The 24,829-nt window shown below is 64.4% G+C and carries 25 protein-coding genes; 13 read left to right on the top strand and 12 right to left on the bottom strand.

All coding sequences use genetic code 11. The annotated features are described in order from the left end of the window. The coding region (locus tag ACEQXV_RS15205; RefSeq protein ID WP_370269870.1) for an FtsX-like permease family protein at positions 1–670 on the top strand (670 nt) is incomplete at its 5' end. Then, the gene (locus ACEQXV_RS15200; protein ID WP_370269869.1) at positions 660–1,688 is read left to right on the top strand and encodes a lipocalin-like domain-containing protein; all 1,029 of its coding nucleotides are present in this window, start codon (positions 660–662) and stop codon (positions 1,686–1,688) included. The genes ACEQXV_RS15205 and ACEQXV_RS15200, both read left to right, overlap by 11 nt. Positions 1,689–1,953: 265 nt before the next feature. Here ACEQXV_RS15200 and ACEQXV_RS15195 read toward each other — a convergent pair whose 3' ends face one another. The 3 genes from ACEQXV_RS15195 to ACEQXV_RS15185 all read right to left on the bottom strand — a co-directional run bounded on the left by ACEQXV_RS15195 (position 1,954) and on the right by ACEQXV_RS15185 (position 5,127). Continuing rightward, a complete protein-coding gene (locus ACEQXV_RS15195) occupies positions 1,954–3,234 on the bottom strand; it encodes a folylpolyglutamate synthase/dihydrofolate synthase family protein (RefSeq protein WP_370252163.1) in 1,281 nt (426 codons plus the stop codon). Further along, positions 3,227–4,162, bottom strand: coding sequence for an acetyl-CoA carboxylase, carboxyltransferase subunit beta (gene accD, locus ACEQXV_RS15190; RefSeq protein WP_370269867.1), 936 nt, complete (start codon positions 4,160–4,162; stop codon positions 3,227–3,229). The genes ACEQXV_RS15195 and accD overlap by 8 nt, the downstream gene beginning before the upstream one ends. Before the next feature lie 74 nt (positions 4,163–4,236). After that, the gene (locus ACEQXV_RS15185; RefSeq protein ID WP_370252020.1) at positions 4,237–5,127 is read right to left on the bottom strand and encodes a lysostaphin resistance A-like protein; all 891 of its coding nucleotides are present in this window, start codon (positions 5,125–5,127) and stop codon (positions 4,237–4,239) included. 125 nt (positions 5,128–5,252) lie between these two features. Between ACEQXV_RS15185 and ilvD the strand changes: the two genes are divergently transcribed. The 6 genes from ilvD (at position 5,253) to ACEQXV_RS15155 (ending at position 12,181) form a co-directional block, all read left to right on the top strand. Then, entirely contained in the window at positions 5,253–6,986 is a 1,734-nt protein-coding gene (ilvD, locus tag ACEQXV_RS15180) for a dihydroxy-acid dehydratase (RefSeq protein WP_370252021.1), read from the top strand. Then, a complete protein-coding gene (locus ACEQXV_RS15175) occupies positions 6,967–7,713 on the top strand; it encodes a hypothetical protein (RefSeq protein WP_370269866.1) in 747 nt (248 codons plus the stop codon). The genes ilvD and ACEQXV_RS15175 overlap by 20 nt, the downstream gene beginning before the upstream one ends. A gap of 55 nt (positions 7,714–7,768) precedes the next feature. Then, positions 7,769–8,524 (top strand): DUF6478 family protein, encoded by a 756-nt coding sequence (locus ACEQXV_RS15170; RefSeq protein WP_370252024.1) that lies wholly within the window; start codon positions 7,769–7,771, stop codon positions 8,522–8,524. Positions 8,525–8,538: 14 nt separating this feature from the next. Then, the gene (locus tag ACEQXV_RS15165; protein ID WP_370252025.1) at positions 8,539–8,916 is read left to right on the top strand and encodes a hypothetical protein; all 378 of its coding nucleotides are present in this window, start codon (positions 8,539–8,541) and stop codon (positions 8,914–8,916) included. Between the two features lie 87 nt (positions 8,917–9,003). Continuing rightward, positions 9,004–11,037 carry an FAD-dependent oxidoreductase gene (locus ACEQXV_RS15160; protein ID WP_370269865.1) on the top strand — a complete coding sequence of 678 codons (2,034 nt, stop codon included), beginning with the start codon at positions 9,004–9,006 and terminating at the stop codon, positions 11,035–11,037. Between the two features lie 238 nt (positions 11,038–11,275). Further along, positions 11,276–12,181 carry a LysR family transcriptional regulator gene (locus tag ACEQXV_RS15155; RefSeq protein ID WP_370269863.1) on the top strand — a complete coding sequence of 302 codons (906 nt, stop codon included), beginning with the start codon at positions 11,276–11,278 and terminating at the stop codon, positions 12,179–12,181. Positions 12,182–12,235: 54 nt separating this feature from the next. Here ACEQXV_RS15155 and ACEQXV_RS15150 read toward each other — a convergent pair whose 3' ends face one another. The 4 genes from ACEQXV_RS15150 to ACEQXV_RS15135 all read right to left on the bottom strand — a co-directional run bounded on the left by ACEQXV_RS15150 (position 12,236) and on the right by ACEQXV_RS15135 (position 15,186). Continuing rightward, positions 12,236–13,084: an OmpA family protein gene (locus ACEQXV_RS15150; RefSeq protein ID WP_370269861.1), complete on the bottom strand. Its 849-nt coding sequence runs from the start codon at positions 13,082–13,084 to the stop codon at positions 12,236–12,238. 77 nt (positions 13,085–13,161) lie between these two features. Continuing rightward, complete coding sequence (locus ACEQXV_RS15145; RefSeq protein ID WP_370254895.1) at positions 13,162–13,737, bottom strand: peroxidase-related enzyme; 576 nt, start codon at positions 13,735–13,737, stop codon at positions 13,162–13,164. 4 nt (positions 13,738–13,741) lie between these two features. Next, entirely contained in the window at positions 13,742–14,461 is a 720-nt protein-coding gene (locus ACEQXV_RS15140) for a GNAT family N-acetyltransferase (protein WP_370269859.1), read from the bottom strand. Next, entirely contained in the window at positions 14,458–15,186 is a 729-nt protein-coding gene (locus tag ACEQXV_RS15135) for a competence/damage-inducible protein A (RefSeq protein WP_370269858.1), read from the bottom strand. Before ACEQXV_RS15135 ends, ACEQXV_RS15140 begins: the two co-directional genes overlap by 4 nt. 46 nt (positions 15,187–15,232) lie before the next feature. Between ACEQXV_RS15135 and sfsA the strand changes: the two genes are divergently transcribed. Further along, positions 15,233–15,940 (top strand): DNA/RNA nuclease SfsA, encoded by a 708-nt coding sequence (gene sfsA / locus ACEQXV_RS15130; protein ID WP_370269857.1) that lies wholly within the window; start codon positions 15,233–15,235, stop codon positions 15,938–15,940. A 7-nt stretch (positions 15,941–15,947) separates the two neighbouring features. On the opposite strand, the gene ACEQXV_RS15125 is transcribed toward sfsA, so the two are convergent. Continuing rightward, the gene (locus ACEQXV_RS15125) at positions 15,948–16,802 is read right to left on the bottom strand and encodes a mechanosensitive ion channel family protein (protein ID WP_370269856.1); all 855 of its coding nucleotides are present in this window, start codon (positions 16,800–16,802) and stop codon (positions 15,948–15,950) included. A gap of 140 nt (positions 16,803–16,942) precedes the next feature. Here ACEQXV_RS15125 and map point away from each other — a divergent pair, with 140 nt between their 5' ends. From map to radC, 3 genes are all read left to right on the top strand, one after another. Further along, entirely contained in the window at positions 16,943–17,752 is an 810-nt protein-coding gene (gene map / locus ACEQXV_RS15120) for a type I methionyl aminopeptidase (RefSeq protein WP_370269855.1), read from the top strand. Positions 17,753–17,817: 65 nt separating this feature from the next. Beyond that, positions 17,818–18,489: a hypothetical protein gene (locus ACEQXV_RS15115; protein WP_370269854.1), complete on the top strand. Its 672-nt coding sequence runs from the start codon at positions 17,818–17,820 to the stop codon at positions 18,487–18,489. 48 nt (positions 18,490–18,537) lie between these two features. Further along, entirely contained in the window at positions 18,538–19,320 is a 783-nt protein-coding gene (radC, locus tag ACEQXV_RS15110; RefSeq protein ID WP_370269853.1) for a DNA repair protein RadC, read from the top strand. Between the two features lie 13 nt (positions 19,321–19,333). On the opposite strand, the gene ACEQXV_RS15105 is transcribed toward radC, so the two are convergent. Next, entirely contained in the window at positions 19,334–20,257 is a 924-nt protein-coding gene (locus tag ACEQXV_RS15105; protein ID WP_370269852.1) for an aldo/keto reductase, read from the bottom strand. 157 nt (positions 20,258–20,414) lie between these two features. Here ACEQXV_RS15105 and ACEQXV_RS15100 point away from each other — a divergent pair, with 157 nt between their 5' ends. Further along, positions 20,415–21,266, top strand: a complete 852-nt coding sequence (locus ACEQXV_RS15100; RefSeq protein ID WP_372525952.1) for an AraC family transcriptional regulator N-terminal domain-containing protein — start codon at positions 20,415–20,417, stop codon at positions 21,264–21,266. Between the two features lie 4 nt (positions 21,267–21,270). On the opposite strand, the gene ACEQXV_RS15095 is transcribed toward ACEQXV_RS15100, so the two are convergent. The 3 genes from ACEQXV_RS15095 to ACEQXV_RS15085 form a co-directional block, all read right to left on the bottom strand. Next, on the bottom strand, positions 21,271–22,806 hold the full coding sequence (locus tag ACEQXV_RS15095; RefSeq protein WP_370269851.1) for a phosphate ABC transporter substrate-binding/OmpA family protein: 1,536 nt from the start codon (positions 22,804–22,806) through the stop codon (positions 21,271–21,273). 47 nt (positions 22,807–22,853) lie between these two features. After that, entirely contained in the window at positions 22,854–23,789 is a 936-nt protein-coding gene (locus tag ACEQXV_RS15090; RefSeq protein WP_370269850.1) for a hypothetical protein, read from the bottom strand. A 147-nt stretch (positions 23,790–23,936) separates the two neighbouring features. Further along, positions 23,937–24,829: SEC-C metal-binding domain-containing protein (locus ACEQXV_RS15085; RefSeq protein ID WP_370269849.1), on the bottom strand; the 893-nt coding region annotated here is incomplete at its 5' end.

Raw genomic sequence — 24,829 nt, 5'->3', positions numbered from 1 at the left:
CGCGCCAGGGCTGCGATTGCCTGTTGGAGCGATCTATTCCGACTATGGTAATCCCAATGGTCAGGCGATCCTGTCGCTTGATCTTCTGCGGGCGCGGTTCGACGGGGTGGTCAGCAACAGAACTGCCGTTCGCGTGACGCCCGACAGGGTTCCGGAGGTGATGGCGACCCTGACCGCAGCCTTCGAGCTTCCGCGCGATGCAATGGTGGACCAGGCCCGCGTAAAGCATGCCTCGATCCAGGTCTTCGAGCAGACGTTTCGCGTGACAGGCGCGCTCAACATCCTCACCCTGGCGGTGGCAGGGTTCGCCTTGCTTGCGAGCCTGATGACACTGTCCACCATGCGCCTTCCGCAAGTTGCACCCATTTGGGCATTGGGTGAGCGACGATCGCGGTTGGCGTGGATCGAGATCGGCAAGACGCTAGGCCTGGTGGGACTGACCTGGCTCGTTGCTCTGCCCGAGGGCCTTGCCCTGGCCTGGGTCCTGCTGGCCGTAGTGAACGTGGAGGCCTTCGGATGGCGCCTTCCAATGCAACTGTTTCCCTCGGACTGGCTTCGCCTTTTGGGCCTGGCGGCCGTGTCGTCCAGCCTGGCAGCGGCTTATCCGGCAATGGCCTTGCTGCGCCTGGCGCCGGCTCATTTGCTGAAGGTGTTTTCCAATGAACGTTAGGGTCTTTCTGGTTCTCTGGCTCTGGGCCACGTCTGCCGTCGCGCAAGGGTTCGCGGGGCTGGGAACCCAAGCAGAGGGCTTTGCGATTCCGGACCCCGCCTATCGCATCGAGTTTCCGCAGGATCATGGCCCACATCCCGATTACCGGATCGAGTGGTGGTATCTGACCGCAACGCTGGAGGGGGAAGACGGGCAGGACTACGGGGTGCAATGGACGCTCTTCCGCACGGCCATGCAACCGGGCGAGGCCGAAGGCTGGGACAGCCCGCAGATCTGGATGGGCCATGCTGCGGTGACAAGTTCCGACGAACACCTGTTCGCGGAACGTCTGGCGCGTGGAGGCATTGGGCAGGCAGGTGTCATTTCCGAGCCGTTTCAAGCCTTTATCGACGACTGGAGGATGGAGGGGATTGACCGGATGCGGGTGACGGCGCGGGGGGCGGAGTTTGCTTATGACCTGGAACTCGTGGCGAATGGTCCGCTGGTGTTGCAGGGCGAGGGCGGGTATTCGGTAAAATCCCCCGACGGGCAGGCGAGCCACTATTACTCGCAACCGTTCTACCGGGTCAGTGGCGTGCTCGACCTTCCGGGCGGGTCCGTGAACGTGTCGGGGCAGGGCTGGCTCGACCGGGAATGGTCGTCGCAACCCTTGTCGGAGGACCAGCACGGGTGGGATTGGTTCTCGCTTCAATTCGAGGATGGAGCCCGGCTGATGGGCTTTGGTTTGCGTGATTTAGAGACTGTTTTTACCTCTGCCACCTGGATCGATCCCGATGGCGCGACGACTGCTTATACCGATGGTGCATTGCGTCTGACGCCTTTGAACCGGGCGCTGGTGGCCGGGCGAAACATTCCGGTGGAATGGCGCGTGGAACTGCCCGCGCGCGGGGTCGACGTGGAAGTGCAAGCGCTCAATCCCGGGGCCTGGATGGGGGTCAGCTTCCCTTATTGGGAAGGGCCGATCCGGGTTCGGGGCAGTCATCAAGGGCGGGGATACCTGGAGATGACCGGCTACTGATCCGGCCAAAAACAGGGGGGTGCCATGCGTACACCCCCCGTACACCCCCTGTGCACCCCCCGTACAGACGAAACGGGGTTTCGCCGCCTGCCGGCGTCGACCGGGGAGCGCCCCGCGTCACCCCCCGCTTGCGCGGGGGCCTCCTTGGGGCGCAGTTGCCACGGAAGAGTGGAAAGGGACGGATCCTCCGCCCCGGCGCTGGGCGGGGCGAGGGTTGGGGAGCCTCCGGCGGGAGTATTTGCACCAAGAAGAAACCCGTGGCCGGTCAGCCGTTTTGTTGGAGCACGATCCCGGCGAGGTAGAGGGAGCCGCAGATGAGCACACGGGCACCCGGAGACTCGGCCAGGATATCGGCCAGGGCATCGGCCACGTTCCCGGCCTTTTCTGCCGTCAGTCCGGCGGCGCGGGCCTTGGCGAGCGTGTCCTCGGCGCTTAGCGTGGCAGCCTGGCCGGGAATGGAGACGGCATGAAGGCTGTCGGCAACCCCGGCCAGCGGGCGCATGAACCCGCCCACGTCCTTGGTGTTGAGCATGCCGCAGATCAGGCGGGTGGGTTTCGCAGGCAGGCGCGAGAGCGATTCGACGATGGCGAGTGCGGCAGCGGGATTATGCCCGCCGTCGAGCCAGAGTTCGGACCCTGCGGCCTCGGCCATGTCGACGAGCGGCCCGGATTTGAGCCGCTGCATCCGGGCGGGCCATTCGGCGCGGGTGATGGCGGCCTCGCAGACTTCTTCACCGAAACCAAGGTGGCGCAGCGCGGCCAGAACACCGCCTGCATTCATCACCTGGTGCGCGCCCACGAGGTTGGGAAGCGGCAGGTCGAGCAGTCCGGTTTCGTCCTGGAACACCAGCCGCCCGCGTTCCTCCCACACGTGCCAGTGCTGGCCATGGACCAGCAAAGGCGCCCCCATCCGGGCGGCGCGGGCCTCGATCACGTCCAGCGCCTCGTCGGATTGGGGACCGACCACGCAGGGCACGCCGCGCTTGATGATTCCCGCCTTCTCGCCCGCGATCTCGGCCAGGGTCTCGCCCAGGTATTGCTGGTGGTCGAGATCGACGGGGGTGATGATGGTCAGGCGCGGCTGATCCACGACATTGGTGGCGTCGAGCCGTCCGCCAAGCCCGGTTTCGAGAAGCGTCCAGTCGGCAGGCACACGGGTGAAGGCCAGCAGGGCGGCGGCAGTGGTGATCTCGAAATAGGTGATCGAATCGGGGCCGTTGGCCCCAAGGCATTCATCAAGGATGTCGCTGAGCAGGTATTCGTCGATCAGCGCGCCCGCCAGCCGGATCCGTTCGTGGAAGCGCGCCAGATGGGGCGAGGTGTAGACATGCGCCCGCTGCCCGGCTGCCTCGACCCCGGCGCGCAGCATGGCCAGGGTCGAGCCCTTGCCATTGGTGCCCGCGACATGGATCACGGGGGGCAGCAGTGCCTCGGGGTGGCCCAGTGCCGCCAGCAACCGGTGCATCCGGTCGAGCGTCAGGTCGATGATTTTCGGGTGCAGCGACATCATCCGGTCAAGGAGGATGTCGGAACGGGCCTCAGCCATTCTTGTCGGCGGCCTTTGCGTCTGCGGCCTCGGGCGCGGTCCCGGCCTCCGGTGCGGGCAGGTCGCCCTTCACGGCAGCGGGCTGGCCCGTCAGCATGCGCAGAATGGTCACAAGCTCGTCTTTCAGCTGCTTGCGATGCGTTACCCGGTCGAGCATGCCGTGATCGAGCAGGTATTCCGAGCGCTGAAAGCCTTCGGGCAGGGTTTCGCGGATGGTCTGTTCGATCACCCGGGGGCCAGCAAAGCAGATCAGCGCATTGGGCTCGGCGATCTGCACGTCACCCAGCATGGCATAGGATGCGGTGACGCCGCCCGTGGTGGGGTGGGTCAGGACCACGATATAGGGCAGGCCCGCCTCCTTGAGCATCTGCACGGCAACGGTGGTGCGCGGCATCTGCATCAGGCTGAGAATGCCTTCCTGCATGCGCGCGCCGCCAGCAGCGGAAAACAGCACCAGGGGCAGCTTGCGTTCCACGGCGCGTTCGGCCGCGGCGATGATGGCGTTGCCCACATACATGCCCATGGACCCGCCCATGAAGCTGAAATCCTGCGCGGCGGCGACGATGCGGGTGCGGTCGACCTCGCCCTCGGCAACCAGCATGGCCTCGAATTCGCCGGTGCCCTTCTGGGCGGCCTTCATCCGGTCGGGGTATTTCCTCTGGTCGCGGCAATGCAGCGCATCGGGCAGGGGGCCGGGCACCTGCACCTCGGCGAAGGCCCCGCCGTCGAAAAGCGCCTCGAACCGGGCGCGGGGGGTGATCGCCATGTGGTGATCGCAGTTGGTGCAGACGTTCAGGTTTTCCGACAGCTCGCGATGGAACAGCATGGTTCCGCATTCAGAGCACTTCGTCCAAAGATTTTCCGGCACCTCGCGGCGCGAAAAGAGCGAGTTGATCCTCGGGCGAACGTAGTTGGTGATCCAGTTCATGGTCGGTCCAATGCTGCGGTCTGCTGTTCAGCCCAGATAGGCCGGGCGCGGCGGAATTGCAATTGCCGCCTGTCCTAGCGCCCCAGCCGGGCGATGGCCAGACGGATCGCGCCCCAGATGACAAGGGTGGTGGCCATGTCGCGCAGCAGAAGCGGGCCCAGCGTGTCGGCTGCCTCGGGTCCGAAGGGGGTGACATAGAGCGAAAGCCCCGACAGCGTGCCGTCGAGCGAAAGGATCAGGATCGCCACGACATTGTTGGCGAAGTGAAAGCCCCATGCCGCCCCGATGGACCCGGTGCGCGCGGTCAGGTCCGCTCCGCAAAGCCCGAAGAGCCCGGTTGCAGCCACCACAAGCCAAGCCGCCGTGGGGCTGCTGGCCGGGTCATAATGGGCCATGGCGAAAAGCGCGCTAGGCAGCACCATCCAGGCCAGAGGCGATGCGAAGCGGGCGGCCAGCTGCTGTTGCAGGTAGCCGCGAAAGAAGAGCTCTTCCGCCCCGCTCTGGCCCAGGATGATGACCAGTGAGAGCGGCAGGAAATTGAGCCACAGGCCGAGATCCAGGTTGGGCACCGGGGTGTAGCCGAAGGGAATGATCGCCGACAGCGCCAGCACGCCGCCACAGGCCAGGGTTGCCAGCAGGAAGTGCCGCCGCATGCGCCGCCAGGGGCCAAAGAGCGTCCAGGCGCTGCGCTTGTGCAAAAGCGGAGTGACGGCCATCGCGCCGAAGGCCAGGCCCCAGAGCGTGGCAATGACCAGAAGGGTGGAAGTCGGCGTATCGGCGCGCGTCATCCGGTCGAGCCAGGCCGGGCCGCCATCCATGCCAGCGACCAGGAAGACCGTGCCAAACAGCGCAATGACCCAGAGAAAGACGATACCGGCGGCGAGGATAAACCCCGCCACCAGCCGCCAAAGCTGGGGCCGCGCGCGGGCGGGCGCGATATAGCTCTCGTGGGACGTGTACTGCATTGCTCGGGTCTGCCTGCCTTTTCGGGCAGTCTAGCCTCACCGGGGCAGGGCGGCAATCTCGCTTGTGCGGGGGAGTCGGGCGCTCTATCTCTCAAGGAACGCAGGAAAAGCAGGGGGACTACCAGATGAGCAAGGGCAAAACGGACAAGTCGCGTCTGCCAAGCCGGTTTACCACCGTGGGGCCGGAACGCGCGCCGCATCGCTCTTTTCTCTATGCCATGGGACTGAGCGAGGAGGAGGTGGCGCAGCCCTTCGTCGGCGTCGCAACTTGCTGGAACGAGGCCGCACCCTGCAATATCGCGCTGTCGCGCCAGGCGCAGTCGGTCAAGATGGGCGTCAAGCACGCGGGCGGCACCCCGCGCGAGTTCACCACCATTACCGTCACGGACGGGATCGCCATGGGGCACGAGGGCATGCGTGCGTCGCTGGCCAGCCGCGACGCCATTGCCGATACGGTGGAACTGACGATGCGCGGCCATTGCTACGATGCGCTGGTTGGTCTGGCGGGCTGTGACAAGTCGCTGCCGGGAATGATGATGGCGATGGTGCGGCTCAACGTGCCGTCGGTTTTCATCTATGGCGGCTCGATCCTGCCAGGCCGTTTCAAGGGCAAGGACGTGACCGTCCAGGACGTGTTCGAAGCCGTGGGACGCCACCAGGCCGGGGCCAATTCCGACGAGGAGCTGCGCGCGCTGGAAAAGGTGGCCTGCCCAAGCGCGGGGGCCTGCGGCGGCCAGTTCACGGCCAACACGATGGCCTGCGTGTCCGAAGCCATTGGCCTGGCCCTGATGAATTCTTCGGGCGCGCCGGCCCCATACGAAAGCCGCGATGCCTATGGCACAGCCTCGGGCGATGCGGTGATGAACCTGCTGGAGAAAAACATCCGCGCGCGCGACATCGTCACCCTGAAGGCCTTGCAGAACGCCGCGCGGGTCGTGGCCTGCACCGGGGGCAGCACCAATGCCGGGCTGCACCTGCCCGCGATCGCGCATGAAGCGGGGATCGACTTCGACCTTCAGGATGTCTGCGAGATCTTCCACGACACGCCCTATTTCGTGAACCTCAAGCCCGGCGGCGACTACGTGGCCAAGGATCTTTACGAGGCGGGCGGTGTGCCGGTGGTGATGAAGGAACTGCGCAAGGCGGGCCTGATCCACGAGGATTGCATGACCGCCAGCGGGCGCAGCATCGGTGAAGAGCTGGACCGGATCGAGCGCGAGGCCGACGGCAAGGTGATCCACCCCATCGAAACGCCGCTGACCCCGACCGGGGGGGTCGTGGGGCTGCAAGGCAATCTCGCCCCCGATGGAGCTATCGTGAAAGTGGCGGGGATGAGCGCGGAAGAACAGGTCTTTACCGGCCCTGCGCGTGTCTTCGAATGCGAAGAGGATGCCTTTGCCGCCGTCAAGGCGCGCGCCTACAAGGAAGGCGAGGTGATCGTCATCCGCAACGAGGGCCCCGCGGGCGGCCCCGGCATGCGCGAGATGCTGGCCACCACCGCCGCGCTGTCGGGACAGGGCATGGGCAAGAAGGTTGCCCTGATCACCGATGGCCGCTTTTCGGGGGCGACGCGGGGCTTCTGCGTGGGTCATGTGGGCCCCGAAAGCGCCCATGGCGGGCCGATTGCGCTGTTGCAGGATGGCGACGTGATCACCATCAACGCGGTTACGGGCGAACTGTCGGTTGCCCTGACCGACGAAGAGCTGGCCGCGCGCAAGGCCGCCTGGAGCGGCCCGCGCGAAACGATTTACGCCTCGGGCGCGCTGTGGAAATACGCGCAGCTGGTCGGGTCGGCCAAATACGGGGCAGTGACCCATCCGGGCGGTAAAGAGGAGCGGCATGTCTACATGGATCTCTAACTCGGCGCTGGCAGGCGTCTTGATGCTGGCAGGCTGCGGCGGACTTGGGCCTTCGGGCACGGCGCCGGTGCGTACCGTCTTCGTGACCTCTGACCAGGTGACCATCGCCGGGCCGGATGGTTTCTGCATCGACCCCGATTCCACGCGGGAAAGCGACGACAGTGCCTTCGTGCTTCTGGGCAATTGCGCGGTGATTTCCAACCGGCGCAGCGCCGGACAGCCCGATGTGAATGCCGTGCTGACAGCCTCGATTTCCGAGGCGGACCCGGATCAGAGCCTGCGCGATGCCATTCCGCAGCTTGATACGTTCTTTTCCTCGGACGAGGGCCGGCAATTGCTGAGCCGGGCAGGGGATTCAGAGACCATCGAGCTACTGGACAGCTTCCACCAGGGGGACGTGTTCTACCTGCGCGCTTCGGACAGCAGCGCCAGCGAGATCCAGAACGTGTCTGCCGATTACTGGCGGTCCTATTTCGACATTGGCGACCGGATCGCGACGCTCACCGTTCTGGGCGCCGCCGATAACCCGATCGACGAGGAAACCAGCCTGGCGACCCTGCGCGCCTTTACCGACACGGTGCTGGCTGCCAACCTTGGCCTGGAAAGCGGTGTGAGCGCCTTGCCCCCCATCGATAGCCCCGCACCTGCGGCGGAAGCCCCGCGTCGCCCGTCTGGAAACGGAACGCTCTGGAATGTTGGATTGTTTCGAAGAATAATGGGCAATTAACCGACCGGGGGGTAACCTTGGCGCGTGTGGAACAGTTGGGAGTGTTGGGCAGGTCATGAGCGGGTTCATCGAAAAGCGTTTGCTGAGGAAATCCGCCGAACGGTGGGACGACCTGGCCAAGCGTGCATCGGGCATCCCGGTCGAGGATCTGCGCGCCCTGCGACAGCAGGCCAAGCGCATGCGGCGCAAGATGGACGCGTTCATCGCCTCGGCCGAGGCGGCGCTGATTCCCGATCCGCAATCCGACATTCAGCGCCCCGACCAGTGTGACTGGGCCTGGCGGCCCGAGCCCTGGTGCCAGCCGCGCCGCCCTGCCGGGGTGGTCGAGGTTGCCTCGCCCCACCGGCTGTCGGACCATGCCACGCTGTTTCACGACTGTGCCCGGTCCGAGATCACGCTGAGCCAGTTGCGCAACGACGATCCCACGGTGGCGGCCCCGTTCGGCCTGCTGATGGATGTCTACCGATTCGACGGGTCTTACCTGTCGCTGGTGCTGACCCCGCCCTGCGAGGCCGTGTCTGAATTGAACCGGAACCACTATTTCAGCCTGCGGGCGCGGATCGAGCGGGAGCAGCCCATCGAGATTTACGCGCGGCTCAATATCCAGCACGGGCCGAATACCGAACAGATCGTGCGCCAGATGGACATCCGGGACGATGCCGGGCTGGCAGAGTTCGACCTGGCCTATTCCAACATCAATGAAAAACGGGTCGAGAAGGCCTGGATCGACGTCATCTTCGACAATCCGGCGATGAACCAGATCCGGCTGAGCGACATGACCCTGACGCGCGCCCCGCGCGCCGACCTGTGACAGGAGCCACGCGGATGCCGAACGCCACGCTGACCAAGACCGGCCTGACCGCAGGGCGCTACGAAGGCCTTCTGAACTGCTCTGGCACGCTGCCCGTGATCGAGGCCGTGCATCATGACAAGGTGATCGGCCAGGCCGAGATCGTCGAGATGGAGGGCCATCCGGGCCACTACCTTGTCGGGTTCGACCTGCCGCTGGCGATGATCTGTGATGGGGTTCAGACAGTGCAGCTGCGCAGCGCGGCGTCGGGCGAGGTGCTGGACCGGATCACGATCCTGACCGGCGAACCGCTGGAAGACGACATCCGTGCCGAGGTGGAGTTCCTGCGCGAAGAGCTTGATCTGCTCAAGCGCGCCTTCCGCCGGCACTGCGTGGAAACGGGCGCTGACTGACGCATCGGAAGCGCCGGAAATGACGCGGCGTAGAGGGTGACAGGCCGTGCGGCTTTCGCCATCCTGCCGCTTCGGGAGGACCCTTTCATGACGCACGCGATCTACCCTCATCTCCTGGCCCCGCTGGACCTGGGATTCACCACTCTGAAGAACCGCGTTCTGATGGGGTCCATGCATACAGGGCTGGAAGAGACCAAGGACTGGCCCCGGGTGGCGGAGTTCTATGCCGAGCGTGCGCGCGGCGGCGCGGCCCTGATCGTCACCGGTGGCATGGCACCCAATCGCGAGGGCGGCGTCTTCCCCGGCGCGGCGGGTCTGTTCACCTATCAGGACATTGCCAATCACCGGGTGGTAACGGACGCGGTGCACGCAGCCGATGGCAAGATCGCCATGCAGATCCTGCATGCGGGGCGCTATGCCTACGGGCCCGATTGCGTTTCAGCCTCGCCCATCAAGTCGCCGATTTCCCCCTTCGCACCGAAGGAGCTGGACGAGGAGGGGATCGAAAAGCAGATCGCAGATATCGTCACCGCCGCCGTACGTGCGCGCGAGGCGGGCTATGACGGCGTCGAGGTGATGGGCTCGGAAGGCTATTTCCTCAACCAGTTCATCGTGAAGCACACCAACAAGCGCACAGACCGTTGGGGCGGCTCTTACGAAAACCGCATTCGTCTGCCCATCGAGGTCGTGCGCCGGGTGCGAGAAGCTGTGGGCCCCGATTTCATCATCATCTACCGCCTGTCGATGATCGACCTCGTGCCGGAAGGGTCCACTTTCGACGAGGTGATCCAGCTGGCGCAGGAGATCGAGAAGGCCGGCGCCACGATCATCAACACCGGCATCGGCTGGCACGAAGCGCGGATTCCGACCATTGCCACCAGCGTTCCGCGCAAGGCCTTTGCATGGGTCACCAAGAAGCTGATGGGCAAGGTGAGTATCCCCGTCATCACTTCGAACCGGATCAATGCACCGGACGTGGGCGAAGAGGTTCTGGCCGAGGGATGTGCCGACATGGTGTCGATGGCGCGCCCCTTCCTGGCCGATGCGCATTTCGTGACGAAGGCGGCCGAGGGACGCGCCGATGAGATCGCGCCCTGCATCGCCTGCAACCAGGCCTGCCTGGATCATACCTTCGGAGGCAAGCTAACCTCTTGCCTGGTGAATCCGCGCGCCTGCCACGAAACAGAACTGCGCTACGAGCCCACCGACGCGCCCAAGCGGGTGGCCATCGTCGGCGCGGGTGCCGCTGGCGTGATGACGGCGGTGATTGCCGCCGAGCGCGGGCATTCGGTGACGCTCTTCGAGAAAGCCGACAAGGTTGGCGGGCAACTCAACATGGCCAAGCGGATTCCGGGAAAAGAGGAATTCTTCGGCCTTGTGGATTGGTTCGACACGATGCTGGCGCGCGCGGGCGTGGACCTGCGCCTTGGCACCGAGGCCGGGCCGGAGGAGCTGGACGGGTTTGACGAGGTGGTGATTGCCACCGGCATCGTGCCGCGCGATCCGGGCATTCCCGGTCAGGATGGGGCGAACGTGTTGTCCTATATCGACGTGCTGTCGAAGAAGGCCCCGGTTGGCGAGAAGGTCGCCATCATTGGCGCGGGCGGCATCGGCTTCGACGTGGCCGAGTACCTGGTGCATGAGGGCGAAAGCCCGACCGAGGACCTGGAGCTGTGGAAGCGAGAATGGGGCGTGGGTGATCCCTCGACGGATCGCGGCGGGTTGTCGCCCGCGGGACCGCGCCCCGAAGCCCCGGCGCGGAAGGTCACGCTGTTGCAGCGCAAGAACGAACGGCTCGGGAAACGCTTGGGCAAAACGACCGGATGGATTCATCGCGCGGCGCTGAAGATGAAGGCGGTCGAGATGATGGGTGGCGTGAACTACGAGTTCATCGACGACAAGGGCCTGCATGTGAGCTTTGGCGACGCGCGCGAGAACCCGACCCTGATCGAAGCCGATACGATTGTTCTGTGCGCGGGCCAGTTGTCCGAGCGGTCGCTGGCCGACCGGCTGGAGGCTGCGGGCAAGACCGTGCACGTGATCGGGGGCGCGGATGTGGCCGCCGAACTGGATGCAAAGCGTGCGATCAACCAGGGCGCGCGATTGGCAGCAGCCCTCTGACCCCAAGGATACGGGCTATCTGATCCAAGGATACGTATTGTCTCAAAGGCATAGGCCCCATTGATTTGGGGCCTTATTTCACTGTCTCTGGCACCATGAGACCCGCCACAATCGTTGTTTCCGTGCCATTAACGATCCCCGGTAATACCCGTGTTTGGCCTGTAGCGTTCCGCAATCACGCCGCATTTGGAAACGATACCTGTGTGAGGAACGACACAAGAAACATACAGGTGACCCAATGGACCGTTTGACGGAAATGGAAGCCTTCGCCACCGTGGTGGACCAAGGGGGGTTCACCGACGCGGCCAAGAAGATGGGCATTTCAAAATCGGCAGTCTCGAAGCACGTTTCGAGCCTGGAAACCCGGCTTGGCGCGCGGTTGCTGAACCGCACGACCCGCCGTGTCAGCCCGACAGAGATCGGACTGGCCTACTATGATCGCGCACGCCGCGTTCTGAACGATGCGGGCGAAGCGGATGCGCTGGTAACCGCGATGCAATCGGCCCCCTCGGGGATGCTGCGCGTCTCGGTCGCGACGGATTTCGGCGTGAACCACCTGTCGCCGATCCTGGGCGACTTCCTGCACGCCTATCCCGATATCACCGTGAACATGGTGCTGAACAACCGCTACGTGGAGCTGATCTCGGAAGGGTTCGACATGGCCATCCGCGTGGGCGAACTGGAAGACAGCAGCCTGCGGGCGCGCAAGCTGACCGAAACCACCAAGCGCATGATCGCGAGCCCGACCTATTTCCAGCGGCACGGACGGCCCGAACGGATCGACGATCTGAACGACCACAAGCTGCTGCACTATTCGAATCAGGCCGCGGGTAACGTGTGGAAGATCACGGCCCCCTCGGGCGAAAAGCGCCAGGTGCGCACCGCCGGGTCGCTGACGGTGAATGACGGGCAGTCGCTGCTCAATGCCGCCATCGGCGGGCTTGGCATCGCCTACCTGCCCAGCTTCCTCTATGCCGACGCGATGCGTCAGGGGTTGCTGGAGGACGCGATCCCCGATCTGCCGGTGGAAACGCAGGGCATCTACGCGGTTTATCCGCCGGGCCGCTACACGCAGCCCAAGGTGCGCGCCTTCATCGACTTCCTGGTCGAGCAGTTCCGCGACAAGGGCCCTGCCGACTGGTAAACGCCAGATTTTCCAAGAATTCATGCCGACCCCGCCGCCGCCCGGCGGGGCACCTTAGCGGGTTGAAGTCACCACGACTTCGACCCGCCTGTTTTGTTGGCGGCCCTCGTCGCTGGCATTGTTGGCGCGCGGGGCGAGATAGCCTACACCTTCTGCCGCCATTTGTCCGGCGCTGACCCCGAAACGTTCGATCAGGTAGGTTCGCACCGCTTCGGCCCGGGCACGGCTGAGCGCGATATTGCCCTCCAGCGAGCCCTCGGCGTCGGTGTGGCCCACAAGGACGACCCGGGTCGACGGGTGTTCCACAAGGTAGGCGGCAAGCTCCGTCAGGCTCGGATAGTCCCCGTCGCTCAGCGTGGCGGAGCCGGTTGAGAAGCTGAGATCAGTGAGTGTTGCCGCCCCAAGCCGGTCAAGGCTTTCGCCAAGATCGGCGATCTCCTCCGCGTCGGGCGAGCGGGTGGACACCGCGACAGAGACCGGGGCCATGTCGGCGGGGCTGATCCGCACAAGGTGGATATAGCCGCGCGCCCCGCCCCGAGAGGTCAGAAGTGCAAGGAAGGCGTCGCCTTCCGCGGTTTCCATCCGGCCCACGAAATAGGAGAAGTCGCCAAGGTCCACATGCATGGCCGGTTCCGGCGTGACGTCCATCGCGAAGCGGAAATCGAAACCGCCACACAGCGTGGAATCGCAGGCAAAGACCGGGGCATAGCCCTGTGCCTCGATCTGCGCGCGCAGGGGCGCCATCAGTTGCGCACTGTTGCCGTCGAAGTCCATCACCTGCCAGACCGTGCGTGACAGCGCCCCCTCGGCGGTCAGCATCTCGGCCCCGGTGCCCAACCAGGGGCTGACGGGCAGGCTGTAGAAGGTCGCGCTCTCGTCTTCCTCGTGGGCAAGTTCGGCCACGCCCGGCAGCTCCAGCTCCTGGGCCAGGGCAGGCAGGGCGGCGGCCAGCGCTGCGAAGGATATGAGCGCGCGGCGGATCAGCGGTTCATCCCGTGATAGTCATCATTGGGCCGCATATCGACGGCCGAGGCCATGCGGTTGGTCATGTTGAAGAAAGACGCGACCGAGGCAATGTCCCAGATATCGCGATCGCTAAAGCCCACGTCGCGCAGCGCCTGCCGGTCGGCCTCTTCGATCCTGGCGCTGGCTTCGGTCATCTGCACGGCAAAATCCAGCATCGCGCGCTGGCGCGGGTCCAGATCGGCCACGCGATAGTTCATGACCAACATTTCGCCCAGCTTCGGATCGCCCGAAAGCGCCCGCACCGCCTGGCCATGGGCGGTCAGGCAGTAAAAGCAGCGGTTCACGGCCGAAACCACCACCGCAATCATCTCGCGTTCCAGCTTGGACAGGTTGCTTTGGCCGAGCATCAGGTCGTTATACATCGCGGTAAAGCTGTTGAGCTTTTCCACGTCGAAGGCATAGGCGGCCAACACGTTGGGGATCATCCCCAGCTTGTCGTCGCAGATGTCGAAATACTTCTGCGTCGCCTCCGGCAGCGGGTCGAGCGGCGGCAGATTCAGCGCGGTTGCATTCGGGTTCGGTTTCGCCACGGGCTCAGCCTTTCTTGATACGGTAATGATAAGCACCTGCCGGGCGCATTCCCAGAGAGGCGTAGAGAGTTTGAGCCGCTTTGTTGGCCTTGACAACCAAGACGGCAAGATCCCGCGCACCGTTGCGCACGGCCCAGTTTGCGGCACCTTGCATCATCCTGCGCCCAATCCCCTTGCGCCGCGCGTCCTTCGACACTTCCAACGCGTGCAGCATCGCGGTGCCCTGGTGAATGGCCACGAAGGCGGTGGCGACGGGGTGGTCATCATGACGCCCCATCAGGGCCGTCTTGGGCCCCTCGGCGCGCTCCATCACGGTGCGGCGCGCGGGTCCGATTCCGCCCTCGGCCCAGATCTCGGCCTGAACGGCGAGGGGCGGCCAGCAGGGGATGGCGGCAAGCCGGTGCAGATCGGCGGTCAGGGCCTCGACCGGGGCCACGAGGAAATCCACCGGGTCGATGATGTCATAGCCCCGATCGGCAAGCACCGTGTCTAGCTCAGCGTCTTCGGGCCTGATCTGGAACAAGAGGTCCTGCCCAAGATCGCGACAGGCCTGCTCGGCCAGCGGGATGTCCTCGGTGGTCCAGCCGGCTTCGGCCGTCACGGAGGACACGCGCTTGCCTGCGCCTTGCCCGTCACGCACAAGCCACGGGCCGATCCGGGTGCGGGATGCCGCGGGCCAGGTGGCCTCGCAACAGTCGAAAAGGCCTGAAACAGAGACTGTCATACGCTCTCCGGGAAGAGCCGCGCACGCTCGGTGATCACCGCGTCGATCTGTGGTCCGTCTGTGCCACGCACGACGATGTTGGAGCCATAGACCCCGTTTCGGATATAGGGATAGGAGCCGATGGACACCTCGGGGTTGGCCTCCGCCAGTTCGGTCAGCGGCCCGGCGATCTCGCCCTCGCCGCGGTCGATGCGGATGGTCTGGGACAAGAGCGGCGCGCCCCCTGTCAGCGTCGGCAGAACCGAGGCGACCATCGCTTCGAACACCGACGGGACCCCGGCCATGACATGCACATTGCGCAGGGTGAAACCGGGCGCGGTGGACACCGGGTTGTCGATCAGCGCCGCACCATCGGGAATGCGGGCCATGCGCAGGCGCGCCTCGTTCAGCTCCTGCCCCGACCGGTCGTAATGGGCCTGCAACAGTTCGCGGGCGTCGTCCCGAATACTGATCGGGGTATCGAAGGCGGCAGCCACCGCCTCGGCGGTGATATCGTCATGGGTGGGCCCGATGCCGCCCGAGGTAAAGACGTGGTCATAGGACGCTGACAGGGCCTGAACGGCGGCAACGATGCCCTGATGGGTGTCGGCCACGACGCGCGCTTCGCACAGGTCGATACCATGCGCCGTCAGTTGCTGCGCCAGGTGGTGCATGTTCGAATCACGGGTCCGGCCCGACAGGATCTCGTCTCCGATCACCAGCATCGCGGCGGTTGGGTTGGGCATGAGCGTGTTCCTTGCCTCGTCTCGCGCTCAGGTATAGGCCCGGGCCATGCGCTTTCAAACCCCTCTCGTCCCTGCCCGGCTGATCCGTCGCTACAAACGCTTCCTTGCCGATTGTCGGCTGGAGGATGGGCGCGAAATAACCGCCCATTGCGCCAATCCGGGCAGCATGATGGGGCTGGCCGAACCGGGCATGCGCGTCTGGCTGGAGCCCAATGACGATCCGAAGAAGAAGCTGAAATTCGGATGGCGGCTGGTCGACCATGAGAACGGTGATTTCACCGGGGTCGATACCAGCCTGCCCAACCGGATGCTGCGCGCCGCGCTGGAGGCGGGCGAGGTCGCGGGGTTGGAGGGCTACGAGACGGTGCGTCCCGAGGTGAAATACGGGGAGGCGAGCAGGATCGATTTCCTCCTGTCAGACCCCGAGCGGCGGGATGCCTATGTGGAGGTAAAGTCTGTCACGTTGTCCCGTCAGCCGGCCCTTGCAGAGTTTCCCGACAGCAAGACCGCGCGCGGAGCCAAGCACCTGGCGGAACTGTCGGCTATGGTGGGGCAGGGGCACCGCGCCGTGATGTTCTACCTGATCCAGCGCACCGACTGCGAGGCGTTCACCCTGGCAGCCGACATCGACCCGACCTATGCCGCCGCCTATGCCGAGGCGCGCGCGGCGGGTGTCGAGACACTGTGCCACGACTGCCGGATCACGCCCGAAGGCGTGTGGCTTGGCGGAGCGGTTCGGGTCGATATCCCTTAGTTAGAGACTATTCCGACACTTGAATGAGGGTCTGTGTCGGGAAGGGAATGTCGATCCCCGCGGCATCCAGCGCCTCTTTCACCAGCCGTTTCATATCGGCCTCGAACGAGAACTTGTCCGACGATTTGCACCAGACCCGCACCAGGAAATCCACGGAACTGTCGCCGAGGTTGTTCACCTGGCAAAACGGCGCGGGGTCTTTCAGAGCGCGCGGATCGGACAGGATCGTATCACGGATGACCTTCTCTGCCGTCGCGAGGTTAGCCCCGTAGGACACGCCGAAGATCCACTCGGCGCGACGCGTGTCGTAGACCGAATAGTTGGTGATGACGCTGCCCCAGACCTGGGCATTCGGCACGATCACCTGCACATTGTCGACCGTCGCAAGCTCCGTCGTGTTAAGCGAGATGTCTTTGACGGTGCCGGAAACCCCTGAAACAGAGACGAAATCGCCCAGCTTGATCGGCCGGAACAGGATGATCATGACCCCGGCGGCGAGGTTCGACAGCGTTCCCTGCAGCGCCAGGCCGATGGCCAGGCCCGCAGCGCCGATCGCAGCCACGAGCGAGGTTGTCTGAACCCCGAAGGTGTTCATCACCACGACCAGGGCAAGCACCAGCACAGCGTAGCGGGCAAGGTTGCCGAAGAAGGTGAACAGCGTGTCGTCCAGTTCCTCGCGCGCCAGGGCCACCTGAACGATCTTGCGCCGCACCCATCCGCCGATGATGAACGCTGCAAACAGCAGCAGGATGGCGGCAAGGACGCTGCCCACCATCTGCGCAAGGAAATCCAGTGTCAGCACGTCTCCGAGCGTGCGGCCACCGCCGATATCGAGTGTCATCAGATTGCTCAGCGCGTCCATGTCACGTGCTCCTCTTGCCTGTCCCGCTTCCCCCATGGCTACCGCAATGGGGGCGTGGCGGCAAATCGGCCCTGCGGCTCTGGCATCCGGGCGCATCCTGCCCTAGGTTGCAGGCCGATAAGGCCCAAGGAGCGTTGACGTTGGACAAGTTCGAAGGCCGTCTGACCCGGGACGGCATCCGCATTCACAACCCCGGTGATTTCGCAGGCATGCACAAGGCCGGTGCCTTGGCCGCTCGCATTCTCGACGATATCGCCGCAATGGTTGAGCCCGGCGTCACGACCGAAGCAATCGATGCCGAGATCGAACGCCTTGTGAACGAGGCTGGCGCCACTTCGGCCACGATCGGGTACCAGGGCTACCAGCACGCCAGCTGCATCTCGGTCAATCACGTGGTCTGCCACGGCATTCCCGGCCCCAAGACGCTCAAGAACGGCGACATCCTGAATATCGATGTGACCGTGATCGTGGATGGCTGGTTCGGGGATACCAGCCGGATGTACGTGGCGGGCAGCCTGAGCCGCAAGGCGGAGCGGCTGGTCCAGGTCACGCATGATGCTCTTTTCAAGGGGATCGAGGCGGTCAAGCCCGGCAACACCTTTGGCGATATCGGCCATGCCATCCAGACCTATGTGGAAGGCCATCGGATGTCGGTTGTCCGTGACTTCTGCGGGCATGGTCTGGGTCAGGTGTTTCACGCGCCGCCCAACGTTCTGCACTATGGCCGCCCCGGAACAGGCCCGGTTCTGGAAGAGGGCATGTTCTTCACGATCGAGCCGATGGTGAACCTGGGCCGTCCCGAAACCAAGGTTCTGGCCGACGATTGGACGGCGGTCACCCGCGACAAGAGCCTGTCGGCACAGTTCGAGCATTCCATCGGTGTCACCGCGGACGGGTTCGATATCTTTACCTTGTCGCCCGGCGGCAAGTTCCACCCCACCTGGGGCTGAGCTGCGCGTTTGACCCTTGCCCGCCCCGCGCCTAGGCTGGGCGGCAGGTTTGCGAAGGGGGCACCATGCGGATCTTTCTGGCAGTCATCATGGCAATGGTCGGTTGGTCGGCTTGCGCCCAGGCGCAGGTATCGGGCAGCGTCGAGTTCAACCTGTTTGAGCTGGAGGGCGTCAGTTCGAACCGGATCTTCATCTTCGATGAGGCCTATACGCGCCAATACGGCGTTCCGGTGCCCGCGCCCTTCACCTTGCAGGTGCCCGACCAGGACCAGGTTGAGCTGATCGCCGATGGCCAGCCCGAAGGTGGCGCTTTCCTGCGCCTTACCTTCGTGACCGGAGAGCCGCGCCAGTTCGTGGAGAACATCCAGGTCGTCACGGCCACGATTCCCATGGCCGAAGAGGCCGAGGACCCGCAGGCCACCCGTCTGCAACTCTCTGCCAACCTGTTGCAGGAACGCGTGTTCCCGGTGGCTGTGCAGGGTTTTCAGGACGCCGAGGTGCTGGCCATCGAGGTGTTCGAGTTCAACGGCCATATGGGGGTTCACCTTGTGGGGCGCTATGTCGACCCTGCGATCGGGCCGATGCTGCTGCGGCTGACGGCGCATCCGAACCCGAACCAGCCGGAAAGCTACCTGACCGTAGGCAATATCAACCTTGCGCTCGTGCCCGTCACCGACGGAGACTCGCTGCGTCAGAGCTTGTCGGGGCGCACGGCCAACAGCCTCACCTATGACTGACGGTCCGCGCTAACCGTGCGTTAACCATCCTTGGCGAATCCTTGGCGCATGACCCGCCTTCGCCAGCGATTCGAGGAACAAAGGCTGCCCGGTTTCGAGTTCGATCCGGGCACGCCGTGCCGCCCCGCAATGCCGCCCGCCCGAGAGCCCGAGAGGGTCGAGGACCATCGCAAGGCCCATCGACAGCGCCTGCGCCAGCGCTTTACCGAGGGTGGTGCGGCGGCGGTTCCGGATTATGAACTGCTTGAAATGGTGCTCTACCGTGCCATCCGGCGCGGCGATACCAAGCCGCTGGCCAAGCGGTTGCTCAAGGCCTTTGGCGATCTCAACCATGTGCTTGCAGCCGCGCCTGCGCGGCTGAAGGACGTTCAGGGTGTGGGCGATGCGGTGGTGTTCGAGCTGAAGCTGATCGAGGCTATCGGTCATCGCATGGCGCGCGCAAAGGTTCTGAAGAAGCCGATCCTGTCATCCTGGGATGCGCTACTGGACTATTGCCAGAGCGCCATGGCCCATCGTGACCTGGAACAGTTCCGCATTCTCTTCCTCGATCGAAAGAACGTTCTGATTGCAGATGAGGAGCAGCAGACCGGAACGGTGGATCACGTCCCCGTCTATCCGCGCGAGGTGGTCAAGCGCGCGCTGGAGCTGAATGCCTCGGCCCTGATCCTCGTGCACAACCACCCCTCTGGCGACCCGACACCGAGCCAGGCGGATGTGGACATGACCTACGCCATCCGGGATGCGGCCGACGTGCTGAACATCGTGATCCATGACCACCTGGTGATCGGAAAATCCGCGACGCTCAGCTTTCGGTCCGAGGGTTACCTGTAAGGCCCCCGAGAGTTCAGCCCAGTTTGCTTGGGTCACCAATGGCCCAGGCCACCCCGTCGCCCCTGTCCATCCCGGCGATATCGGCCATATCCCCGGGGTCGATGTCGAACCCGGCAAGATCGAGGTTCTGGCGCATCCTGTCAGGAGACATGCTTTTGGGCAGCACGGGGAAGCCGTTCTGCACCCCCCATTTCAGCAACAGCTGCGCTTCGGTCACGCCATATTTCGCGGCCATGTGGCGAAAGGGGGAGGTATCGCTTTGGCCGTCGGACTTCATCTGGTCCGTCTTGGCCGACTCCTGGCCCGGCTTGGTGCGCCAGGTCGATAGCGGGACAAGGGAACTGTAGGCGATCGGCAGGATGCCCTCGGCCCTGAGATATGCGACAAGATCGGGCTTTTGAGACCACGGGTGCAACTCGACCTGGTTGGCCTCCGGCATCGGCGGGCCAGCGGCGCGGATTTCCTCGATATGGTCGCGGGTGAAGTTGCTGACGCCAATGGCGCGAATGGCTCCTTCGGACTTCAGATCGCAGAGCGCTCGCCATTCCTCAACGCGCTTCTCACCGCCCGAGGGCGCGTGGATCAGGTAAAGGTCGATCACCTCCAGCCCAAGCGCCGCTCGGCTGGCCTCGAATGCCGCGCGGGTTTCGTCATAGCCTTTCGGGGGATCGCCCCAGTTTGCGTTTCCGGGCCAAAGCTTTGTCGTCACGAACAGGTCATCCCGGTCGATGCCCGCAAGGGCAAGCCCGTGGTCGATTCCCGCACCGACCCCGGCCTCGTTCTGATAGCCAGCGGCGGTGTCGATATGACGGTAGCCGATGGAAATGGCCTCTGCCACGGTCTGTGCCGCATCGTCGTTCGAGATCAGGTAGGTGCCGAATCCAACGGCGGGAATCTGGGTCTTTCCAAGCGGGAATCGAGTCTGAAGTGGGGGCATGTCGGGTCTCCTTCGGTGACGATCCAAAGATAGAACCAGACGGAAAGGCCGGCTTGCCGGATGCTGTGAAAAACTTGCCTGATCCTGCGAAGATCGAAATTTCGCTCAATCGCGTCGTTGAAATGTGCAATGCTGAGGCGAGACGGTAGGGAGAGATATGATGGCAGCGACGATTGATGAGCTGATAGCCCTAGTTGAGCAAAACAGGGACGCTGTCGTTGGTGATCTCTTTCCAGTTCGGGAAGCCGCGCCGCGCCTGATAGAGGCAAGTGTCTATCACCCAGTGATTTGCCTGATCCTTCAGGGATCGAAGGAAACGACAAGCCATGCAGGATCGGTCCGCCTTGGCCGTGGGGACATGCTTGTCGTGTCGCACGACACGCCGGTGACGGCCCGGATAACCGGGGTGCCGTATCTGGCGCTCATTCTGCCGATCGACCTGGAACGCGTCCGAACGCTGGAACAGAGCCTGACAAGTGCAGATGCAGGGCAAGCGGCCTCTGTCCTTCAGGCAACGGTGGCGGGGTCAGCCATTCTGGAGACGCTGGCGCGACTGCTGGCAATCCGTCCCAAGACGCCCGAAGACAGCGTTTTGACACCGCTGCTATTGACCGAGCTTCACTTTCATCTGCTTCGGTCCCCGGCGGGGGCAATGCTGCGACGGTTGGTATCTCCCAGTAGTCACGAAAGCAGGATCGCCCGGGTCGCGGCGTTGATCCGGCGCGATTACGCCCGGGTGCATCGGCTGGCCGATCTGGCGCGAGAGGCCGGCATGGGGCAGTCGGCGTTTCATCATCACTTCAAGGCGGTGACAGGAACGACCCCATTGCAGTTCCAGAAAGATATTCGGCTGTCGGAGGCGTTGCGCCTATTGGAGCAGGGTGCAGTATCCGTCACCGAGGCTGGACTTAGCGTGGGCTATGAAAGCCCGGCCCAGTTCAGCCGTGACTTTTCCCGCAGGTTCGGCCGTCCGCCGCGCCGGGTGCTACAGGGGATTGCCGCCGAATAACGGGTTAGCGTAGCCAGACCTCGACCCGGCGATTGACGGCGCGGCCAGCCGCCGTGTCGTCGCAGGCCATGGGCATGGCTTCTCCGAAGCCTGCCACGCGCAGGCGGACGCGGTTCAGGTCGCCTTCCGAGGCAGCGTCCATGATGGCCAGCCGCACCGCTTCGGCGCGACCCCGCGACAGGCTCAGATTCGCGCTGGCGCGACCCTGCCCATCGGAAAAGCCAACGAAGATCAGTTCGCGCCCGTCAAAGGCCCCCCGCTCGATGGCGCGCGCGAGGCGCGACACGGCGGCCAGAGACTGTGCGTCCAGTTCGGTCGTGCCTTCCTCGAAGCGGAAGGTGGGTGACAGCCGCTCCGTTCCCGACAGGGCGCCCACGAGGCCCTGGAGCTCCTCAAGGCCGATCTCGTCCCCGGCGGCAGCGACGGCATTCGCCAGGCGCGTGCCCTGTTCCGAGAGTGGCAGGCTGGTGATCGCATGGTTCACGAAGCCAAGGCGCCGGATCACGCGATCGGCCTCGGCGCTTTCGAAAAACCGCATGAAATCGCGCACCAGAAGCGGCATGCGCCGGGCGGGCAGAACCATCAGCAAGGGCGCGGTCAGGGGGTAGTCTTCGGACTTGATGCTGTCGGGAGTCGCAGCCTGGGAAAAGCCGCAGACACCGCGCAAAGGCAGGGTCAGCGCGTTGCCGGCCTGAGAGAATGCGCCAATCCCGATCGCGAACGGGTCCTGCGCGACGGCATCTGCAAGGTCGGCGGGGTTCTCGTGCCGGATGACCGCAGGCGAGGCGGTCAGATCGAAGGGGGCAAGAATCCGTGCCGCCACGTCCTGCCCGGGGCCGGAGGCGGCGGTCATAAGGTGCAGGGCCATGGGCGCATCGGGTCCGCCCAGATCCTGCCAGTTGGTGACCTCTCCTGCGAAAATGCGCGCCAGGTCCTCCAGCGACAGGGCATCGACGGGATTGCCCGGTGCCACCAGGGGCACCAGAGCATCGAGCGCCAAAACCCGGCTGCGCGCCACCAGCGACAGGTCGCCCTGGTCGGCGGCCTCGGCTGCTGCACGCTCTTCCCCTCCCGGCTGGCGCAGGGTCAGCGCCACGTCCGTGTCGCGTGCAATCAGGGCCTCGAGCCCCGCATCGCTGCTGCTGGCGGTGACGTAAAACCGCGCGGCGAGGGTGTCATCCGCCTCGCGCACAAGCGCAAAGAGCGAGCGGTTCTCGGCCAGGACCTGCCTGCGCACGATCATGCCCCGGTCGGCGGCAAAGCGTTCGATCAGCGCCGGGAAAAGCTGTGTCGCGATCAGCGGCGCACCTGCGAAACGCAGTTCGGCGACAAAGTTCTGCAGGTCTGGGCAGCCTGGCCCACGGCAGCTGACCCCCTGGGCGCTGACGGTGAGCGGCCCGAATATCGTATCGACCCGGTAGAATTCGCCGTCGAACCCGATCAGCGTGCCCGACAGTTCGATAGACCCGTCCAGAGACCGCAGTTCCACGTCCTGCGCCAGGGCAGAGAAGGGACTGGTCAAAAGAAGAAGGGCGGCCACTACGGCCGCCCTGACAATCGAATGCATGGGGCGTCTTGCCGGTAAGATCAGTTTGACGCGACTCTCAGGTCCTGCAGCAGATTTTGCAACAGCAGATAGTCGCCCACGGCGTCACATCCGGGCAGGGTGAAGGTCAGCTCCACGACCGAGACAAGGCCGTCTTCCTGCAATTCCAGGGTCCGGGCCTCTGTCGGCTGGCCGCAATTGGTTTCGGTCACCGGGGCCTCGATGGACAGGCGCACGTTGCCCTGGTGCCCGAGCGTGTCACGGGGGAAGCTGTAGATCTGGGCCAGCATCGGCGCTTCGACATCGGTGCTGCCCACCTGCATCACGAAACCGCCTTCCCCGGCCATGGCACTGTCGACCGAACCGGGCTGATCCAGCCAGACATGACCGCTTTCGCCGTAGGTGGCGCCGAATTCGAGGGCGTGCAGTTCAAGCTGACGGTCCTCGTTCCATTGCAGGCCAACGCGGAAATAGTCACCCAGGTCTGACACGATCGCGAGGGCCGTGTCGCTGGTCCCGTCGGGCATGCGCACGGTGAAGAAGGCGGGGTTCTCGAAGACGGGGATATCCATGGTCAGAAGGCCCATGACATCGGTGCGCCCGGTCAGGTTCAGGCCCGAATGCTCGATCACGACGCGCGAATGTGCCTGGCAGGGGTCCATGATGTCGAGCGCGACGATCCCGCCTTCGGCGGCCATGGCGCTGACCGACAGGCCGCAGGGCAGACCAAAGGGGCTGAGCGGCATATCCGTCATGGTGCCGCCAACCCCGGCTGCCTGAACAAGCCGGCGCTGCGGTTGGTCAAGCGCGGGTGCGGAAGGCGCCTCGCCGGGAAGCGCATCGAGCTGCGCCTGCAACTCGGGGCCCGACCCGAGGGATTGGGCGTCCGCGCTGCGGGTTTCAGGCCACATGAGGCCGATGGTAAAGACGCCTGCGCCGACAATGATCGGGGCGATGGCACGCGTTGCGAGTTTCATGACGCACTCCGGGTTTATGACCCGGAAACAATCGCGGCGGAATTGGGCGATATTGCGGAAACCCAAGGGAATTGCCGGGGAAAGACAAAACCGCCCCACGAGGTTCGCGGGGCGGTTCCATAAGTTTCGGTCAGAGCTTGGCCGGGGTCACAGACGCCCGTGGCAATGCTTGAACTTCTTGCCAGAGCCGCAGGGGCAGGCGTCGTTGCGGCCCGGGTTGCCCCAGGTGTCGGGGTTGTTCTCGTCGAACCCGTCCAGAAGCGGCGCGGGGGCCTCGGGGTCAGGGCCAGAGGCGGCGGCTGCGGCAGCATCGGCTGCACCCTGTGCTGCGGCCTGGCGTTCCTGCATCTGGCGCATGAGTTCCTGCTGCTGCTCGGGCGAAAGCGGCTGGATCCGGCTCAGCTTCTCGGTCACGTCCGAGCGCAGGCTGTCGAGCATCATCTCGAACAGTTGGAAGCCCTCGGTCTTGTACTCGTTCAGCGGGTCGCGCTGTGCGTAGCCGCGGAAGCCCACGACCGAGCGCAGGTGTTCCAGCGTCAAAAGGTGTTCGCGCCACTTGGTGTCGATGGTCTGCAACAGAAGCTGCTTTTCGATCTGGCGCATGTTTTCGGGGCCGAAATCGACCGCTTTCTTGGCCATGTGCTCATCTGCTGCCTTGCAGATCCGGGCTGCGATTTCTTCGTCGTCGACGCCTTCCTCGTCCGCCCAATCCTGGATCGGCAGGTCAAGTGCCAGGGCCTTCTGCACCGCTTCGCGCAGGCCTTCGGTGTCCCACTGATCGGCGTAGGATCGCGGCGGCATGTAGATCTCGACCAGGTCGTCGACCACCTGGTGGCGCATGTCCTCGACAACGTCGTTGATGTCCTCGGCGGCCATGATCTCCATGCGCTGACCGAAGATGGCCTTACGCTGATCGTTCATCACGTCGTCGAATTTCAGAAGCTGCTTGCGGATGTCGAAGTTGCGACCTTCGACCTTCGCCTGCGCCCGTTCCAGCGACTTGTTCACCCAGGGGTGCACGATGGCTTCGCCTTCTTGCA

This window comes from Nioella sp., assembly GCF_964229645.1.
In the GTDB taxonomy this organism is placed as follows: Bacteria; Pseudomonadota; Alphaproteobacteria; order Rhodobacterales; family Rhodobacteraceae; genus Nioella.
This window is presented reverse-complemented; position numbering and strand designations above follow the sequence as displayed.